The sequence below is a fragment of the Microvirga sp. GN3 genome (assembly GCF_055792825.1).
In genome coordinates this window covers 1-1,739 of sequence record NZ_JBVVAK010000302.1, presented here as the reverse complement: position 1 = coordinate 1,739, position 1,739 = coordinate 1, and the positions used below count along the sequence as shown (strand labels likewise).

Genomic DNA, 1,739 nt, shown 5'->3' with positions numbered 1-1,739 from the left:
TGAGTTTTCACCCCGCGCCATGTCAGTGCTCCTCCCAATGGGCTGTCATTCACAACACGGGAGCGGGGCCGTACTCGTGATGTTGCGACCCTCGCTAGGCAACCGACAGGCTCCAGAGCCGGTGTAACCTGCGCGGTCGAGGAATTCGAGTTCCCGTCTTACCTATGCTATGCGCACTCATCCATGTACCCTATTATTCTAGCAATTCTCTGGTGTCGGCACCAGAAGACGCGCCGGTCGCGCGAGCACCAAGGACCCAAGGCCGATGTCAGTCCCTGCTCCGGGCCTAACTTTGCGGTGGTTTGCTCGTCCGCTGATCCTGGCGGTCGCGGTGCTTCTGATGCTGTTTGGCGCGACCGGATTTCTCGGCCTCCAATATTGGCACGAGCGGCAAGCGGCAGATCTCTCGCTCGAGCATAGCCGCCAAGTGCTCGATACGCTCGATCGGCTGCGGACGATCATCGCCAACCTGGAGGCCGAAAGGCGCGGGTATCTGCTGACCCTCGACCCGGCATATCTCAAGGCCTACGGCGTCTCTGACGAAAGCGTGCGACGGGAGGCTCAGGCGCTCCAGGCTCTGGTCGCGAACGATCCATTGCAGAGTCTTCGCGCCGAACATCTGGCGCTGACCGTTTCAGCAACGCTGCGCGAGATCGACGATATCGTCAGGACGCCCCGTACGTCCGGGCTGACGGCGCTGGCCATGATGCGCAACATGGACGAGATCCGATCGCAAATCGACCAGATGGTGGACCACGAGCGCTTCCTGCTCGCAGGTCGGGAGACGCACGCCACCACACTCGAACAACGCAAGACCTGGCTCATCGCTGCGGCCGCCGTCATTGTCACCGTCTTAGCAGGGACGGCGCTGGCGCTCGCACGGCTCGAAGCGAGACGGCGGCGGAAAGCGACCGAGGAGAACGTCCGACTCCACAGCGATCTTGAAAGACGCGAAAAGAAGATCCGGCGCCTGGTCGACGCTAACATCATCGGGATCGTCATATGGGATCTCGAAGGCCGGATCCTTGAGGCCAATGACGCCTTTCTCCGCATCATCGGCTACGACCGTGAAGACCTCGTCGCGGGTCGCATCCGCTGGACGGACCTGACCCCACCGGAATGGCTTGAGCGCGATGCACGACAATGGGTGCCAGAGCTGGAGGGGACCGGGATCTTGCCCCCGTTTGAGAAGGAGTACTTCCGCAAGGACGGCAGCCGCGTGCCCGTGCTCATCGGCGCGGCAACCTTCGAAGAAGGCGCCAACCAAGGTGTCGCTTTCGTGCTCGATCTGACTGAGCGCAAGCGGGCGGAGGAGGAACTGCGGCGCAGCGAGGCCTACCTAGCGGAGGCGGAGGCGCTGAGCAAAAGCGGCAGTTGGGCATGGAACCCCGCCACGCAGGAGATCATCTACTGGTCGCAGGAACGCTACCGCTTGTTCGGCTTCGATCCGCAAGCCGGGATTCCATCCTTCGAGGCGGTTCTCCAGCGCATTCATCCGGAGGATCGAGAAAAGTGGCTGGCAAACACGGAAACCGCAATTCGTCTCAGGGGCGATTCCGAAACCGATTTCCGAATCGTCCTTCCGGACGGCGAGATCAAGCACCTGCACGGTATCGGCCATCCCGTTTACAGCGAGACCGGCGACCTGCTGGAGATCATCGGGGCGGCGATGGACGTTACCGAGCGCAAGCAGGCGGGAGAGGCGCTGCGGGCGAGCGAGGAGCGCTTTCGCACCCTCG

At 62.3% G+C, this 1,739-nt stretch carries 1 protein-coding gene and 2 pseudogenes; all 3 read left to right on the top strand.

The genetic code is table 11. The features are described from left to right. Nucleotides 1-265 precede the first annotated feature (265 nt). Nucleotides 266-724: pseudogene (locus ACS5Q1_RS46810) on the top strand (CHASE3 domain-containing protein); the annotation flags it as partial. A 192-nt stretch (nucleotides 725-916) separates the two neighbouring features. Beyond that, nucleotides 917-1,351 (top strand): annotated as a pseudogene (locus ACS5Q1_RS46805) (PAS domain-containing protein); the annotation flags it as partial. A gap of 6 nt (nucleotides 1,352-1,357) precedes the next feature. Beyond that, nucleotides 1,358-1,739 (top strand): PAS domain-containing protein (locus ACS5Q1_RS46800; RefSeq protein ID WP_473104612.1); only part of this gene is annotated, 382 nt, incomplete at its 3' end.